General features: G+C 35.6%; 10 protein-coding genes. 3 read left to right on the forward strand and 7 right to left on the reverse strand.

The features are described from left to right. Window positions 1-4: 4 nt before the first annotated feature. Window positions 5-586, reverse strand: coding sequence for a TetR/AcrR family transcriptional regulator (locus tag RT99_RS00935; protein ID WP_042562824.1), 582 nt, complete (start codon window positions 584-586; stop codon window positions 5-7). Window positions 587-773: 187 nt separating this feature from the next. Next, a complete protein-coding gene (locus tag RT99_RS00940; protein ID WP_042562825.1) occupies window positions 774-1,565 on the reverse strand; it encodes a polysaccharide lyase in 792 nt (263 codons plus the stop codon). Between the two features lie 377 nt (window positions 1,566-1,942). On the opposite strand from RT99_RS00940, the gene RT99_RS00945 reads away from it, so the two are divergent. The 3 genes from RT99_RS00945 to RT99_RS00955 all read left to right on the forward strand — a co-directional run bounded on the left by RT99_RS00945 (window position 1,943) and on the right by RT99_RS00955 (window position 6,199). After that, window positions 1,943-2,131: a hypothetical protein gene (locus RT99_RS00945; protein WP_242607156.1), complete on the forward strand. Its 189-nt coding sequence runs from the start codon at window positions 1,943-1,945 to the stop codon at window positions 2,129-2,131. Window positions 2,132-2,801: 670 nt separating this feature from the next. Continuing rightward, window positions 2,802-4,604 (forward strand): T9SS type A sorting domain-containing protein, encoded by a 1,803-nt coding sequence (locus tag RT99_RS00950; protein ID WP_042562826.1) that lies wholly within the window; start codon window positions 2,802-2,804, stop codon window positions 4,602-4,604. A gap of 71 nt (window positions 4,605-4,675) precedes the next feature. After that, entirely contained in the window at window positions 4,676-6,199 is a 1,524-nt protein-coding gene (locus RT99_RS00955) for a hypothetical protein (protein ID WP_042562827.1), read from the forward strand. A gap of 114 nt (window positions 6,200-6,313) precedes the next feature. On the opposite strand, the gene RT99_RS00960 is transcribed toward RT99_RS00955, so the two are convergent. From RT99_RS00960 to RT99_RS00980, 5 genes are all read right to left on the reverse strand, one after another. Further along, window positions 6,314-8,257: a glycoside hydrolase family 97 protein gene (locus RT99_RS00960; RefSeq protein ID WP_042562828.1), complete on the reverse strand. Its 1,944-nt coding sequence runs from the start codon at window positions 8,255-8,257 to the stop codon at window positions 6,314-6,316. Between the two features lie 51 nt (window positions 8,258-8,308). Further along, window positions 8,309-10,903 (reverse strand): xylan 1,4-beta-xylosidase, encoded by a 2,595-nt coding sequence (gene xyl3A, locus RT99_RS00965; RefSeq protein ID WP_042562829.1) that lies wholly within the window; start codon window positions 10,901-10,903, stop codon window positions 8,309-8,311. Between the two features lie 44 nt (window positions 10,904-10,947). Further along, on the reverse strand, window positions 10,948-12,516 hold the full coding sequence (locus RT99_RS00970; RefSeq protein ID WP_042562830.1) for a glycoside hydrolase 43 family protein: 1,569 nt from the start codon (window positions 12,514-12,516) through the stop codon (window positions 10,948-10,950). A gap of 14 nt (window positions 12,517-12,530) precedes the next feature. Then, a complete protein-coding gene (locus RT99_RS00975; protein ID WP_042562831.1) occupies window positions 12,531-14,813 on the reverse strand; it encodes a glycoside hydrolase family 127 protein in 2,283 nt (760 codons plus the stop codon). A gap of 455 nt (window positions 14,814-15,268) precedes the next feature. Next, on the reverse strand, window positions 15,269-17,980 hold the full coding sequence (locus tag RT99_RS00980) for a T9SS type A sorting domain-containing protein (protein ID WP_042562832.1): 2,712 nt from the start codon (window positions 17,978-17,980) through the stop codon (window positions 15,269-15,271). Between the last annotated feature and the right edge of the window lie 24 nt (window positions 17,981-18,004).

Consider the following 18,004-nt stretch of genomic DNA (forward strand, 5'->3'; position numbering starts at 1 on the left):
CAGCTTAGCTCAATATACTAAGCTGCATTTCTATTTGTACTTTAAGAATTGCATTGTCGGGATACATGCGTCTTGTTACATTAAACCCGTTCCAGAAGGTAATTAAGTAACGTCCCAGAATCTCAGCGCTGGTTTTGTTTTTCATGGTTCCGTCCCTTTGGGCATTTTCAATAACATCAATATACATCTGTTCCACTTCTTTTAAAACCCTAACCGCTTCTTCCTCGAGCGACTGATCAACAAAAGTCATTTCCGTAACAGTATTTGCAATCAGGCAGCCCTGCAAATGAGTCTGTTTGTCTGCATGTGCCAGTGAGCGGTAAAAATCTTTGATCACTTCAAGTGGTGTTGTGCTTGTATCAACTATGGCCTTAAATTCGGCAAAAGCTTCTCTGCGTTGTTGAATAGCCCTGGAAAACAATTCCTTTTTGCCTCCTTTGAAAGTGTTATAAAAACTACCGCTTCCGATCTGCATGGCTTTTAACAAATCTTCAAGTGAAGTGGCTGTGTACCCTTTCTCCCAAAAAATGTGCTGTGCCTTTTCCAGCAACTCTTTCTCCTTAAAAATCGTAGGTCTTCCTCTCATTTTATTATTTTGTATTGATCAATACAAAAATAAAATCTTTCTTTTAAAAAAGAAGTTTTTCAGTATTATTTTTTCATAAACTTCCAAAATACTGTCTAACCGGTAAGGAAAGAATTATAATAAAAAAAGGCTGTCTTTAAAAGACAGCCTTTCGTTGCAAAATATTTAATTTATTAGCATATAAATATTATTGAGCATCCCAAGACGCACTGCCATAATAAATAGAGCTTGTTACAGGGGCTTTCCAATATTCCTGACTGCCGCCACGGAAGGTATGAAGACTTACTGCATTAACATTTCGCTTAGAATCGTTAGTTACCCAACGAATTGTTTGATTCAATATTTCTGTACCATTTACATAATATTTGACATATCCATTTGTATTTGATCCAGTATTTAACTTAACAGATATCTGACAGTTATACGTCACTCCTTCTTGTATGTAGTACTTTTTTCCAAAATCATTCCCATATTGTCCGGGCTGATCTTTATAGTAAACATAAGGCTGGAGATAAGCTCCGCTTCCTTTCGAAGTATTTGATCCATTCGGACAATACCACATAAATCTGGCACTACCGCCATTGCCATCCCATCCTGGGTCGCCTCCGGTATTCTGGTCACCAATTAGTATTCCATATCCGCATTTACCGCCTCTGCTCCAATAAAATCCGGAATTAAATTTCATAGTAAACCAAACGGTGTAAACGCCTTCTGACCAGACGCCATACGAGGTACACAAACCACCTGGACATGTTAGTGTATTTGTTTTCAATGTGATTGTTCTGGCTCCGGCACTGCCTAACGCAGCAACAAGTGAGGTGGCATCTTTGTTGGTACTTTCCGGTGTGTCTTTGTTTTTACTTTGTATCACATCTTTGTTAACGCTTTGTGGTACATCTAAATTTTCTTCCTTTTCACAGGAATTAAATACTAATGCTGTAATAAATAGCATACTTGTCAATTTTAAGATTTTTTTCATTTTTTTTAAAGGTTAAAGGGTTAGTAAATAAATAGGTAGTAATTATATCGTTCCTGAAATTGTGCTGAACTTGCTATTGCATTTATATTTTTTCTGATTATTCTAAATCACATACAGGTATGTGATGCTATTAATAATAACATCACAAAGTTGATAAATAATAGCTATCACAAGGAGTAGTAAAGTACGTTTTTACGTACACAAAAATCCAGCTTAAGAATTTTGTGTATATTTTTTTAGATAAAAAAACACTTTATTTGAGTGCTTATTTATATCCACGACTTTAATTTTATAAGATCAGCATTAAAAGATATAACATTAAAAAGCAGTGGTATTTTGATATTTGTAAGTAAATACAGAAATCTAATACTACAATTATGAATATCAAATTTAAAAAAGGACAGGAAGTTAAACAGGAATTTGGAGGTCCTGTAATGAAGGTAATAGGCTTTGAGCCAGAGCTAATTGAAAATATTATTACACAATGGGAAGACGAGGAAGGAACTATCATAACAGCAAAATTTATGGATTCTGTTCTGGTACCTGCCAATGAAAACACAAATTGAATTGCTCATTAGGATTTCAATTAGAATAAAACCACAGCATAAAAGTGTTGATTTAAAACACATTATATAAAGACGTGACAACAACTCCTCAAATGACATTGTTGTCTCAATTAAAATTTCCCTAAGCAGAATCTCCAGAACATTCTGCATTTCCACCACCGTTTTTTCGAAGTACCCTTTTTTGATTGTAGCTTTTTGAATATACAAATGAGCTAGAAGTAACTACATATTTTTCTTAAATAGAAATTATGAAACTTTTGAGGAAAATTATATAAGAAAAAAAATGTCCGAAAATATTTATTTGCAAGTAGTAAAACTTGTACAAAAATAAACTACATAATTTACAACGTTCTTATCAGATGTTATTACACTGTATTAATGATCCCAAATAAATTAATCTACCATCATAATAATTAGTCTCTTATGAAAAGATATACGCTCTTTATAATGTTAATTTCCTCTATATGCCTTGCTCAGAATACCCCTCCACCACCGGGATTGCCAGATCCACCGGCAGTCTCCATAAATAGCATAGATATTATTTTATTAGTCACAGCAATTTATCTTGGCTTCTATTTCATTTTTAGAGACAAAATAAAAAGATGAATTAAAATAAAAATGTATCATCCCATGGAAAACACCATTAATTAATCTATAAAAATTGTGGCCAATGAAAAGAAAAATATACTTACTATCAATTGTGATTTCGGTTCAGAGTTTTGCTCAAATATATGTAGGTGCAAGCACACCTGTTTATGTAAAAAACCAAGTGCTTTATGTTGGTCAAAATATAAATTTGGCAGCTAACTCCAATCTTTATTTGAGAAATAATTCTCAATTCGTACAAGGATCCTCAGGATTATCTACCAATACCGGAACTGGAATTTTATCGGTTTATCAGGAGGGAACTTCTGATAATTTTGACTACAATTACTGGTGTTCACCCGTTGGAAATAATATTGCGTCTTCTGTTAATAATAATTTCGGAATCACTTTATTATATCGACCTTCTACATCGATCGCTTCTACAAATGCTGCGATACTGCCCATTGGGAGTTATAATGGAACAGCCAATCCGTTAGCAATAGCCTCACATTGGATTTATAAATTAACAAATGCCAATAACTACTCGCAATGGGTTCAGGTGGGAAGTGCTACAACAATTGCGCCAGGCGAAGGATTTACGATGAAAGGAACCAGCGGTTCAGATAATACAGATCCTGAAGGAACCGGTATTGTAAACAATCCTGGTACAGGCGCGCAAAGATATGATTTTAGAGGAAAACCTAATGATGGAAATATCGCCGTTACAGTTGGTACCAACAATGCAACCCTGACCGGAAATCCTTATCCATCAGCTTTACATCTAAATGCTTTTCTGTTAGACCCAACAAATAATGCTTCAACTGGTATTGCGTATTTTTGGCAACAGGACAAAAATGTAAATTCTCATTTTCTCTCTGCATATCGAGGAGGATATGCCGCATATTCGCCGGTTAGTTTAGGTTCGAATGGAATTTATACTGCAGCAACATTTAGATCCTATAATAGTGACGGGACATTAAACAATAATCCACCAAGCGGCACAAGTCCTGTTGTACAAAGAAAATATCTCCCAATTGGTCAGGGTTTTTTAATAAATGGAGCTAGTAATGGGACAGTAACTTTTAGAAATTCGCATCGTATTTTTTATAAAGAAGGAAGCGGTTTATCACAATTTGAAAAAATTCCAAAAAAAACAACTTCTAAAACACAAGACGAATCTGAAAAAGAAGAAGCTGTACCTCTTTCTTATTTTAAGATTAACACAGTTATAAATAATGAGTTCACCAGACAACTTGCTTTAGCATTCACACCTCAAGCTACAGATGGAATTGACAGGGGAATCGATGCTAAAAATTTAGACGAAAGCCTTCCTAACGATGTTTCTTTTTGGATAGAAAACAGCAATTATGTAATACAGGGAACTAGTTTTGATGCATCAAAAAAAATTCCGCTCTCTGTGAAAGCAACTACAAAAACAACCTTTAAATTTTATATTCCTGAAATTGTTGATTTTGATAACTCACAGCAAATTTATATTTATGACTCGCTTGATATGTCTTATCATGATATTAAAAACGGGACATACGAAGTTACTGTAGATCCCGGAACTTATGCGGAACGTTTTAAAATAAGTTTTACCAACCAGACACTTGGCACAAATCAAGAAAGTAAGACTAATTTTTATATCACTCAGGACAACAAAAATCAAGTTTTAAAAGCACTGAATCCAAATAATATAGCAATACAATCCTTTGTTCTATATGATGTGCTGGGCAAAGCGGTACTTTCAAAATACCATATCGGAATTGAGCAGAGCTACACTTTTTCAACTTCCGGGCTTAGTTCTGGTATTTATATTGCAACATTCCTTACTACTGATAATATAAAAATTACCCAAAAAGTTATTATCTCCTATTCCGGAAAATAGTAATCGACTTAACTATAATCTAACAGCCTGCTCAACATTTAAAATCTTTCATTAATTAATATTAGAAATTTATGGTAACTACACGTACTTCACAAAATACTAAAATTATATTATTGCTGTTTTTCTACTTCTTAACTTTTATTGGGAATGCACAAGTTGGTATTGGTACTACCAATCCAAATACCAGTTCCGTTTTAGATATATCTTCTACTACACATGGTATGCTGGCTCCAAGGATGACTACTGCACAAAGAAACGCTATCGTAACACCTGCAGATGCATTATTGGTTTATGATACTGATGTAAAATCGTTTTATTATTATAATGCAACTACGGCAGCGTGGACAATTCTTAGCGGCGGTACACCTTCGAGAGCAAATTTCAAACGTATTAAAGCCGGAGACAACCTGGCTGTTGTTCTCGCACCTGAACTCGCGGCAGGTGGAGGTGCTAAATATGTTTTAACCGCAAACACTTTGTATGAAATTAATGGTCAGGTTGTATTTAATTTGCCTATAGACTTAAATAACGCTTATCTGGATGGTCTGGATGCAAATGAAGATATAATTGTAAAAACATCAGGTGTTCTTTTTGACGGCACAACAGGCGGCAGTATTCGAAACCTAACCATAACAACACCAGGCGCTACAGTTTTTAATTTGAATGCGGCAGCATCAACTTCTACCTTTTTACTTAGGGATACGGTTATTGCCAATTCAAATAATATTGGTCTCATTTCTGGTTATGGACTCGTTTTTTTAAGCATCGTTAATTTTTCAGGAAATACAAATGGTATTACTTACAATAATATTGGTCAATTACTATTGAGCAATCAGGCTTGGTTTAGTAATAATGGAGGTACCTATGAAAAATTTACCGGCACATTTAATCTGATAGAAAAACAGGGAGGTTTCTCCAATGTAGCTAGTGGAGCTTTCGGTTTAGATGTTTCTACGCCGGGTCTTACAATCAGCGGGGATGCTGTTTTAGAGTCTGTTGTTTTTACAGGTCCTACTCCGGCAAATTATGTCAGACCATATCCGGCATCTTCAACAACATACACAGGCTATAACTTTAATAACAGCTGGACGGTTAGGGCTGCGGGAATTCCCACCGAGGCAGATGCCAATGCGGTAGGTGATTTTGCAATAGATTATGCGGTTAATAATGTGGGTATCAATGTGCCTTTGAACAACTCTACACCGAGTAATATTGTAAAAGTAGGAATAAGTTCAGGCACCGCTCCTACTACAATATATTCAAATTTGTTTAGATTTACGACTGATGCAACTTCTGCCGGTTACAACAGATTAGTTTACGCCGGAAAAAAGAAAAGAATTTTTCAAATTACTGGTACTATTTCCATTCAGGTACCCGGAGCCGGGATTTTTTTAGCATACGTTACTAAAAATGGCACTCCTTTAACACAATACAAAAATTATGGAAGAAGCACTATTAGTGGTGATATTATAAACCTTTCCTTGCAGGCCACGGCAGAATTAAATACTGGTGATTATATAGAAGTGGCTGTACAGCGTAATTCCGGAGCGACAGGTACAGTCTCTGTGCCAACTTTAGCAATAACGGTAAAATAAGTAAATCATCTCACATATTATATTTTTTTTTATTGGGAAGTTCTGGTTATTCTTTGCAGGAACTTCCCAATAAAATTAAATCAGATACTTTCATCCAGATTCATGTATTCCTAATTAATTCAATAGCAGTATTCCGCCGTTATTGTGGATTTTTATCTCGACTTCACTGTTCTTTCTAAGTTTAATTGTTTCTACTTTTCCATTTAGGCTTTCATCATCAGAATAATATTTTAATGCTGTTCCAGAAGCAATCATTGGCAGTTTTAGTTTAAGCTTTATTGTTTCTTTTTGAGCATTTACGCCTGCTACGTACCATTTGTTTCCTTTTCGGCGTGCAAAAACGACGTATTTACCCGGATATCCGTCTAGAAAACGAACTTCATCCCAGGTTGTTGGAACTTCTTTCATAAAATTAATTGCCCAATCCGGAGCATCATTTAAATTATTAGGCGCCAAGGCAAAATGCTGAACACCACTCTGAAAAAGAACTGCTGTAGCTAAAGCAAACACATCAGAAGTAATTCGTTTTGAACCTTTATTGGGAATATTATCACTATTATAAAATTTATTCAGAGCACTTCCGCCAAAATCCATACTGCCAACTGTATTTCTAATAAAAGTATGTGTTGCGGCATTCTTAGCTTCATTGTCACAGCTTGCTTGTCCAAAATGCAGATTTTCACTCGCTAAAACAGCCTCACTTGCCGCATAATTTGGATACATTCTCTCCCAGCCTCTTGGTAATGTACATCCGTGAAAAATAACCATTAAGCCAAAATCATTCGCATCTGTCAGGATATCTTCATACAGTTTCATGGTGACTTGCTTGTCTCCGCCAAAAAAGTCAACTTTAATTCCTTTAACACCAATACTTTTCATCCATGCCATTTCCTGACGGCGAATAGTTGCATTGTCCATTTTTCCTCTTGGTCCCTGAGGCGCATCATTCCAATACCCATTTGAGTTGTACCATAAATACAAACCCACGTTTTTTGTACGTGCGTATTCCGCTAATTCGGCAATTTTATCTTTTCCAATTTGTGTATCCCAAAGTGCATCAACCAAAATGGTTTCATAGCCTAAAGCAGCACTAAAATCGATGTATTGTTTTTGAACCGGAAAAGTGGTGTTGTTATCCATTTTCATAATCCAGCTCCACGTACCTTTTGTATATTGATATTCTTTTGAGGCTTTATATTTTGGCTTCACCAAATCAAACGGAATCGTGGTTTCTACTAATGGATTCAGCGTTTCGCCAATGGTAATCGTTCTCCAAGGCGTTTCGCCCGGAAGCGGTATTCCCGGAGCAGTTGTCCCGTTACCGTTATTTTCTCCTTCCATAGGAAAACCAATCGTGTACAATCCTTTTTCGCGGCCAATTAATCTGCTGCCGCAATAATTTCCGTCAACGCCTGTCTCAGATATTAAAACCCAGCCGTTATTATTTACTTTAAAAAGACACGGAAATGTATAACCTTCGCCCATACCATTTTTTCCCATTACATCATCCAAACTATAAGTTGTTTCATAACTTGGTGCACTTCTGGCATACCCTGTCATGGGTTTACTTTGCGGACAAAGAAATGTTGTCGTTCCCTGAGGCAGCAGAAAACCAGAAGCTTCTTCCTCGACTACACAAGAGATAATATCTTTTTGTGGATGTATTTTATATTTGAAAGCGACATTGTTATTGCTAACCCTGAAAATTATATCAATCGCAAGTTTATTTTCTTTTGTGAAAGAGAATACGGCTTCGTTTGCTTCATAATGTACCTCACGCTGCTTAATATTAGGAAGTTCGTATTTTTCATCTATTTTATTTTGATTGGGTTCCGATTTTAAACTTAATCCTGTTGTAAAATCACCAACATTTGTTTTTAAGCCAAGTGGAGAATTTTCTAAGAATATTTTATCATTATAAGTGATACTATACAACGGCATTCCGTTTGAGATCAACACAGAAACTTTAAGTTTTCCGTCGGGACTTTTTACAACTGATTGTGCACTTAATTTTAAAAAACTAAACAGACATAAACATAAAAAATACTTAAAATTCATAACGCACTTTTAATTAATTACTTTATTTTTATTGATAACAGAATAAGTAGTTTATTGAATTGACACTTTATTCATTTTTAAATCTTTAGCGTCTGAACTCGTTCCGTAAAACACTTCATATTCTCCAGCAGTAACCTTCATTCCAATGCTTTTTGCATCATAAAATTCAAATGACGAAGCCGGTAAATCGATCGTTGCATTTTGACTTTCGCCGGCTTTTAATGTAATTCGTTTAAAAGCTTTTAGTGTTTTCAAAGGCCCATCTGTATCGTTAACTTTTCGAACATAAACCTGAACAATTTCTGTTCCTTCACGTTTGCTAGTATTTTTTATCGAAAAATTTAATTGTGTATTTTCGGTAGGTTTTATATTTGTTTTACTAAGATTTGCTTTTCCAATTTGGAATTTAGAATAGCTTAAGCCAAAACCAAACGGAAACAAAACATCTGTCGTATATCTGTAAGTGCGTCCTTTCATCGAATAATCTTCAAAATCGCCTAAGATTTCTGAATTTTTATAAAAGGAAACCGGTAGTTTTCCAGCCGGATTATAATCTCCAAAAAGAACATCGGCCACAGCCTGACCACCGGATTCTCCCGGATACCAAGCTTGTAAAATAGCGTCACAACTTGCTGTTTCAGGCGTTAAAGCAATTGCAGAACCCGAGCAGTTTACAAAAACTACTTTTTTGCCCGCCGCTTTCAATTCCTGCAAACATTTTCTCTGCACGGCAGGAAGTTCAATATTAGTTCTGTCACCGCCTTTAAAACCGGGATAAGAAACCGGCATTTCTTCGCCTTCCAATAAAGTCGAAAGTCCGCCTACAAAAATTACGGTATCTATGCCTTTTAATTTTTGAATTAAAGCCGCAAAATTGATATCATGTTCTTTTCCAAAATCAAATTCAAGGTTCGCCTGCCAATTGTTGGATTGCGCATACAAAATTTCAATTTTGTATTTTTTTCCTGCTTCGACTGCAAATTTAATTTTGCCCGGAAGCGTTCTCCAATTCGTATATTTTGCCAAAGATTTATCATTCACCAATAATTCAAAAGCTCCTGTTGCTCCGGTTTTAAAAACAAGACTGTCATTTTCTTTAGCTGTAAATTCGGTTTCATATTTTGCAGAGAATCCTTCTAATTTAACGCCCGATGCAAATTCATGCTGACCCGCAGTTGTCATTTTGATCGGATTTACAATTTGCTGTGCTATAACGCTGTTGCCTTCTCTGTTTGGATTGTTCCAATAGGTGGCTTTCATTCCTTTTTTTCCTTCAAACGAAAGCTGGTCAAAATAACTTTGGTTTACTTTGTCTTCGACTAAATCGCAGGCTTTGTCATAAACCATTTTATTTTCGGCAATTTTTGATTGTATACCGCTTTTAATTGTGATCGTTTTTACCGGAGTTCCATTGTAATTTCCCCATAACATCGGTTCGTTATCCGCATTCGGACCAATAACGGCTACTTTGTTTATAGTTTTATTTAAAGGGAGAATATTGTTTTTATTCTGCAAAAGCGTCATTGATTTTTGTGCCATTTCGAGCGCTAATTGCTGGTGTTCTTTGCTATTCAGTACAGAAGCCGGAATTTGAGCCCACGGCACGATGGCGTCATCATCCATTTCGCCCAAATCAAAACGTCCCGTCAAAACACGAAGCAGACTTTTATCAATATCGGCTTCTTTTATTAAGTCTTTCTCAACCGCTTCCGGCAGGTTTTTAAACGGATATTTCTGCCAGACACATTCTACATCTGTACCTGCGAGAACTGCTTTTGACGCCGCATGCGTTGCATCTGACGATACTTTATGTGTGGTGTAAAAATCTGTAACGGCTCCGCAATCTGAAACTACAAGGTATTTAAAACCCCATTCATCGCGCAAAATACGCTGCAGTAAACGAGTGTTGCTGCAACACGGTTCATCATCCAATCGCTGATACGCGCACATAACCTGACGCACATCGGCATCCTGTACCAATGCTTTAAAGGCTGGCAAATAGGTTTCGTATAATTCGCGTGGATCTATATTATTGAGATTCAGTTCGTGTCGGCTCCATTCCGGTCCTGAATGCACGGCAAAATGTTTGGCGCAGGCCAAAAGTTTTCGGTATTTAGCATCTGCCGGACCTTGTAATCCTTTCACCACTGAAATTCCCATTCTTGAGGTTAAATACGGATCTTCACCATACGTTTCCTGCCCACGTCCCCAACGCGGATCCCTGAAAATATTGACGTTTGGTGTCCAAACCGAAAGACTTAAAAATCGTTTGTTTTCATTGCCGCCCTGAATCCATTGGTTGTATTTTGCACGGGCTTCATCAGAAACTGCATTAAAAACATTATACACCAACTGATCGTCAAATGAAGCCGCCATACCAATAGGCTCAGGAAAAACAGTAACATTATCGTTATTTGCGTAACCGTGCAGTGCTTCACTCCACCAATTGAATTTTTTAATCCCGAGTCTCGGTATCGGATCACTTTGATCGCACATTAACGCCGCTTTTTCTTCAAGGGTTAATCTTGAAATTAAATCTTTTGCACGTTCTGTTGAGCTCAAAGACGCATCCTTAAAACGATATTGCTGAGCGTTTGCGCTAAAAATTGAAACTAAACTTATGATAAACAGATAACTAATTTTCATGATTTTCTGAATTATGTGATGAATATTTTACGACGCTAAATCGACTAATTATTCTTTGAAATTTGATCTTCAATATGGAAATAATCAAAATCAACAAAGCCTCCCACATTTTTTGTTGCATAATTGAACAACCCAAATCGATACCCCATAAAATGCGGAAGTGTGTAAGGAAGTTTTATTTTTTTTCCAATACTGATCCATTTTTTACCGTCTAAACTGTAATAGAATTGACCTTCATCTGCCTTATCTTTAAAATTGCATTCAGCCTTGAAATAAACTTTATTTTGGGTTAAAGGAATACTTTCTATTTCTGTTGAAATATCTTTCAGCGTTTCAATCATTACGATTTCCTTAGCATCTTTTTCGGCTTTTACACCAATCAATCCGTACTCTTTTTGTAATAAAGAAAGCCCTGCAAAGTCGCCTTCTTTCATTTTAGAAACCTCAACCAGAATTGTTCCTGAACTTTGAGGACCAAAAGTTCTTTGCGTTAAAGTGTTTTTTGCCTGAACGAAACTGCTGTCGATTCTTGCGGTTTTCAGTCTTAAAAAACCTTTTCTTTCTTTTACCGACCAAAGCGAATGATCCGGATTATGATTCCATTGCCAGACCAAAGGCAAATCGGGATCATTTTTTTTTCGGTTAAAATCATCGGAGTTTACAATTCCTGGAATCAAACCTTTGCTTGTTGGTAAATCGAGATTTTCTGGCACTTTATTATTTTCGCCTAAAATTGGCCAGTCCTTTTCCCATTGAACAGGAACCAAATAAGGAATTCTCCCCACACCACCAAAATCCCTGAACAGATAAGAGAACCATTTTCCATCTGGTGTATCGATAAGTCCGCCTTGCGCAACACCTAAATCCTGTAATCCCACTTTTCCTTCCCACGGACCCGAAATTTTATCTGCTCTGTGTATAATTACCGTTCTCATTCCGTCTTTTGGCCAGACGATATTAAACAGATAATATTTTCCTTTGATTTTAAAAAGCTGTGAACCTTCAGATTGCAGCATAATATTGTTTCCCGCAGGTGCACTGGCATTTTCTATCAGGACTTTTTTTGTTTCTTCTTTTACAGCTGATAAATCTGAATTTAACTCGACAATCTGCAGTTTTCCTGCTCCCCAAACCATATAAACCTTTCCATCATCATCAAAAAAAATAGAATGATCGTGATAGGAATTATTTAAAACGGTTCGTTTCCACGGTCCTTTTTCTATATCTTTTGTCGAAAAAATATAGGTTTTACCCGTCGTTCCAGAAAAAGTGCTGACATAATAAATACCATTATGATAATTGAGACTGCTCGCCCACGAACCTCTTCCGTAATCATTTTTTCCATTATCAAGATTTAGTTTATCGTTATCATCTTCTAATGTTTGATAGGCGTAATTGATTATTTTCCAATTGACTAAATCAGTAGATTTCATAATGGGAACACCGGGATTCATGTGCATTGTCGTACTGCTCATGTAATAAATATCGTTTACACGAATGATGGACATATCAGGAACATCGGCAAAAATGATCGGATTCTGCGCTTTATTTTGTCCATAATTACACAGACTAAAAAGCAGAACAAGACTAAAAAAAGCATTTCTAATTTTCATCCTGGTTTATTTTTTTAATCCTTTAAAATTCTGAATTGATGAAACTTGGGACTATTGTTTCCATCATTAGATTTTATTTTGATGTTTACAATTTCAATCTTTTCAATATTTAATCGAATTGTCTTATTTGCTGAAGAAATAATGCGCGCGGGTTTTTCGTTGATAAGAATCGTGATTTTATCTGTTTTAGAATCGTCTGTACAACTTATATCCAGATATTTTCCGGACTTATTTTTATTTAATAACTGATAGGAAATATACGATCGCGTATTTCTCCAGGCCTTTGTATCATCATAACCCGAATCACTTTTTTCGCCTTTATATCCATGATCCACTTCTGACTGCTGTTCACCGCAATTAATTTTATCAATAGTTTTAGTTTCCAAAGCCAAAGCTTCAATTTCCTGTTGTTTCAAAAGAGCATGCTTTTCTTTATACTGTTCTTTGGTATAATTTTGAAAATACATTTGATAACGCGCGTCATGAATTTCGAAAAAAGGCTGTAATTCTAACGAATCTAAACGAAAATGCAGGTTTCCTAATTCCTTCAGTTTTGCGATATAAGCTGATTTTTCACCTATCATTTCATACGCCTGATCTAACGGATAATATTTACCTGAAGCTACATGTCCCATTCTGCTGTCGTCTGCAAATAACCCGTCTAAATCTTTGTTTGATGTTTTGGCAGCCAATACAATAGGTCCGTTTACAAAAGCACTCCAATTTGAGCCGTCCGGCAAATTTTCTAAATGTGTCGAAGTTTTGAATGTAACGGAAATTTGATCTCCAGATTTCCATTTTCTGTTGAGAACTACATAATTAGAAGGCTTTGCTTCTATTTTTTGAATTTTTCCATTAATTGAAATTTCAAAATTTTCTGCCCATTCCGGACAACGGATATTCATAGAAAATGTCTCACTTTTCTTTAGTTTTAAAACAAGATCTGTGCTATTCTGATAGGGGAATTTTGTGCTTTGTTCGATGTAAATATTCTTTTCTTTCCAGTCTAAAACAGACGGAATAAAAAGATTTACAAAAACATCATTTTCTGTATGGCTGTAAATTAATTCCCCATATTTAGAATGATTTTCAAGTCCCGAACCTACACAACACCACATGCTTGTTTCCGGTTGAGAATATACGCGATAATGATTGGGTCTGATGGGAGTAAAATAAACAAAACCCCCTTTTTCAGGATGCTGGCTCGAAAGAATATGATTGTAAAGCGTGCGCTCATAAAAATCAAGGTAACTTACCTTGTTTTTGTCCAAAAATAAGGCTTTGCTCAAACGCTCCATGTTATAAGAATTACACGTTTCAGGCCCCTGATTTGATTTTAACATACCGCTAAAATCTTCGGTTGGATTAAAATGTTCGGCAAAACTGTTTCCGCCAAAAGCTACGCTGCGTTTTTGAGTAACATTTTCCCAGAAAAATTGCGCGGCATCTGTCCATTCTTCATTTTCGGAAAGTACACCGATTTTCTCAAAACCAATCACTTTTGGTATTTGCGTATTGGCATGCAATCCTGTTAATTTATCTTGTTTTTTTTCTAATGGATTTAGTATTGCTAAGTGCGAAACTTTTTCGGCAGTTTCCAGATATTTTTTGTCCTTTGTAATGATATACAAATCGGCAAAAGATTCGTTTATTCCGCCGTGTTCGGTCTTTAATATATTTTGAATCTGCTCATCAGAAAGCGGACGAATTAATTCGATAAACCAATCGCCCAGTTTTATTAAAACCTCTTTTGCTTTTTCATTTCCGGTGTAACGATACGTATCGGTTAAACCGGCAAAAAGCTTGTGAATATTGTACAGCGGCACCCAAGTATTGTTTAACCCGAAATTGCTTCCGTCAATGTCTCCGTTATGAATTCGGTCCCAAAAAACTTTCCCCTGTGGAATTCCTCCCACATAGCCATTGCCGTTTTTTTGCTGACATTTCTCCAATTCTGAAATCATATAATCCAATCGGTTTTTAACTTCAGTATTTCCGGTCGAAGCATACATCATCGCCAAGGCAGAAAGATAATGTCCGGCAATGTGCCCGTCAAGTCCTATGCTTTCCCAATTGCCATATCGTTCTGCTTTTACGGGTATTCCCGAAGCAATAAGATAAGGTGCCAAAAGCCGATCAGGATTGAGTTCTAAAATATACTTAAGATCTACATCCTGAGCATTTTTAAAAGGCCCATCTTTTAGCCTTACCTCTTTTAAATCAAACAATTGCATTTGAGCTTCTGCCACATGGGACAGTAACAGTGTACAAAAACAAAATATAAAGCTGTATTTCATTCTAATTTTTTTTTAATCTTTTAGATATTTTTCCTTTTTCTTAATCAGATTGACCCTATTTATTTTTTAAAACAAGAAGTAAGACTAAAGAATACTATTCTTAAAACTAGAAAATGAACTAGTTCTATCGGTTGTTTACTAAAAGTGTAAAAATAACACTTTTTAAAACGTGAAAAATAATTCTTCAATAAAAAAGCTATATTTTTATCATTTATGTTTTTAAATCAAATATTTTTAAGAAAACAACTCGAAATCAAAAGAAATCATTTACATATTACATTTTAATTCAAATACCAGGCAAATAAATTTTGCTTCCTGCGCAGATATTGAAAATTCGAAAACCTACGATAATTTAATATCGCAGGGTAAATATTCTTGAAGTCCAGCTTTAAAGTCACCATTGTTTTAGGAGACTTTGCAACTCTTTTCTTATCCTGTTATCCTGAATTCTAATCTTATTTTTTTACAAATTTTCTGCTTATTTTAGATTTATCGCTTGTTCCATTAATAAAATAAACTCCTGCAGGCAGTGATTCTATTTTTATTCTGGTATTGCCGTTTTTCAAAGTTCCTGAATTCACTAAAGTGCCCTGAACATTAAAAATTTTATAATCAAAATCAGAAGTCATCTTATCAACAAAAATTTCCTCCAACGCAGGATTTGGATATAATGTGAAACTAACTTCATTTAATTCATTTTGAACCGTGCCTAATGTGGCAAACTCCAGCGGAAGTACGGTTGCATTATATCCGCTTTTTTCACTTAAGTAAAAATTAAATGATGAAATTAAAGGTTCGCTCCCTGCCGTTACAGGATAAAATGCAGTAACATTATTTACTGTCTTCAATGTATAACTTCCTGCCGGAGCTTTCACACCAATGTAAACCGGATTCATTTGATCAACAGTTAAGGCCTTTGGTGTTGAAACATTTCCGGTACCACTGAAAACAAATGTACCTGAACCACTCAGTAAAACAGGGGTATTTGCCGGAATTACACCTTCAATTTTATTACAAATTATTTTAGCAGATGAAGGCTCTAGCGTGTAAGCTATTACACCTTGAGGTATATTGGCTTCATACGGAAGAACCAAAACATCATTACCTGCAATAGTTTTGGTAAAAGATGCTGCTAAAGCTGAAAAACCGAAAGGAACATTAAAATCTCCTCCCTGATCCATAAGATTTAGATTGTTACACGTTGTTCCTGATATTACATTGTTAGTAGTGTTATTACCAGCTACATAAAAAATACTGTTTTTATTTACTGATTTTGCATGCCAATCCTGAGTGGAACTGATACCGGTGGCGTTTCTAAAATCTAATGATACATAGTTTGGACTTTGCAGTGCGTCCATCAAAAGGCTGTCATCATCTGAATATATTCCTGCAAATTCGGCTGTTTTTTCATCAGCAATATTAAAATATACATCACCCAAATTTAAAGTAAGTACTGAACTGTAATTTGAATTTCGCAAACCAATAATTCCTGTACATCCATCTGTAAGAACGGATTTAGAAATATCAAATGTCAAATCAAATTCGACCCCGGTAGGGAAATTAAATTTTCCATAATTTTTAGATTTTACTTCGCCATTGTCATTGATATAATACAAAGTCGTATTATCTGTATTGGCTTGATTTGCAGTGGTAAAACTTTTAACATGTAGTATAAATTTATTGTAACGGTTGTCTAATTTCAAATATCCATTTGAACCGTCCATATTTGTACTTATCAGAGGATTTGCGTTTGCAAATGTCACCGTTTTGCCGCTCATCTGATAAGTTGTTCCGAATGCTGCATTTGTAACAGACTGATTTTCAACTTTAGCGTAATGAACTTCTTTACTGGTCATTTGTGAAGGCACTCTTTCCTTACTCTTTTCAAATGTCAAAGTAATAAAACTAGAAGGATCAATACTTATTACCGGACGAAATGTTTCAGCAAAACTTATCGCAGTATTTTGTATATCAATACTTTGACTGGTAATTGTTTTAGTCCCTTTTACAGAGTAAAATGGCAAATCTACAGTAAGATTATAGGTGTTTTGTGATGGATTAATTATAGTAAGAACAATTTTATCACCTGCATCATTTATGTATGAAGAACCTTTCAACTGTGCAGTGGCGTCACTCCACGTTGACTCTACACGTGTTGTACCTGTAGTGAATTTTGCATATTGCGAAAGTATATGCCCTCTTTTAGTAATTTCTCCTGATACTGTTCCGTTTGTTCCATCACCCATAAGTGCGTAATATCGCTTAGCGGAATAATGAATCCAGGCATTGACATTTCCTAGCAAGGCATCATTCACACTGTTTGCAAAACTAAAAGCATCAATTCCCCAATTAAAATCACGAACTGTACCTCCGGAATTCCAGTTAATGAGATATTCTGTCATCCATATCTCTTTGTTAAAATTCTGAAATTGTTTGTATTTGGACTGAATACCACCATACTGATGAACTCCGTAGACTTCAAAGTTATTCATGACATCAGCATCGAGAAAAGCATTTGAAAAAGCATCTGAATAACCAACACTTTCCGGTGCAATAACTTTACAATTAATAAGATGTCCGTAATTTTTAACAAATGCAGCTATTTGTACAGGTGTCCATATACAGCCCTGGTAAGTCGCTCTTTCATCAGGCTCGTTTTGAATTGAAATATAATCGAGTTCTACTCCATTATCACGAAGATAGGTTACATAACGATTAAGATACAAAGCATAATCTTCATAATGTTCTTCTTTCAGGTAGCCAACTTGCTGAACTCCATTTTCGTCTGTGTAAACCGCAACTTCACTGTTGTTTGTTTTCCATTCTGCCGGCATTGTCCAGGGACTTGCAAAAATCTTTAATCCCAAATCATTTTTGGCTAATTTGGCAGTTGCAAGCGTTGAGGCCCAGTTACTCTCTCCCGGAATGTAAAGACGCATAATGTTAAAACCGGCCTCACTGTTTGTTCCCCACATTTTTTTGATTTCGTCAACAGACATGTAATTATAACCAAACTGGGGACTGCATACAAAACCTCCAAAACCAGTAACTTTTTGGTACGTCTTATTTTTATCAATTTGTACTTTCGCATTTTGTGCACTTAACTGAGCAGATGACAAAAATAAAACTGCAAAAAATATTGAACTTAATTTGTATAATTTTTTCATATTCTACTAAAATTTAATCAGTTA

Source organism: Flavobacterium sp. MEB061 (genome assembly GCF_000834715.1).
Classification (GTDB): Bacteria; Bacteroidota; Bacteroidia; order Flavobacteriales; family Flavobacteriaceae; genus Flavobacterium; species Flavobacterium pectinovorum.